At 59.5% G+C, this 400-nt stretch carries 1 pseudogene; it reads right to left on the bottom strand.

The window, feature by feature from the left end:
- Positions 1–291: pseudogene (locus H926_RS0104580) on the bottom strand (IS21 family transposase); the annotation flags it as partial.
- Positions 292–400 lie beyond the last annotated feature (109 nt).

Genomic DNA, 400 nt, shown 5'->3' with positions numbered 1-400 from the left:
GATGCCACCGGTGAAACCATGCTCATCGCGCAAACGCTCGAAAATGCGGGCGGCAGTGTGTCGCTGCTTGCTGTGCACCTTGCGGTCATCCACCAGGATCTGGTCGATGATCTCGGTATATTCCGCCAGCTTGCGGCTGTAGGTTTGCCCACTCCGGCCATGCGCCCCCGGTTCCGGGAAGCACAGCATCTTGTCTACGGTCTTGCGGTTGATCCCAAAATACCGGGCAGCAGCGCGACGGCTCATCCCGTCAATCAGCACGGCGCGGCGGACCTTCTGATAAAGCTCCACTCTCTTCATCCTCCACCCCCGCACAAAAGCAGGGGTCTAGCAGGACTGGCCCATTTTTAATCCGGTGCTACCGGCCGATCCGTGGCCCCTTTTATTCCCGGTGTTCTCA

It is taken from the genome of Novosphingobium sp. B-7, assembly GCF_000410615.1.
GTDB classification, from domain to species: Bacteria; Pseudomonadota; Alphaproteobacteria; order Sphingomonadales; family Sphingomonadaceae; genus Novosphingobium; species Novosphingobium capsulatum.
This window is presented reverse-complemented; position numbering and strand designations above follow the sequence as displayed.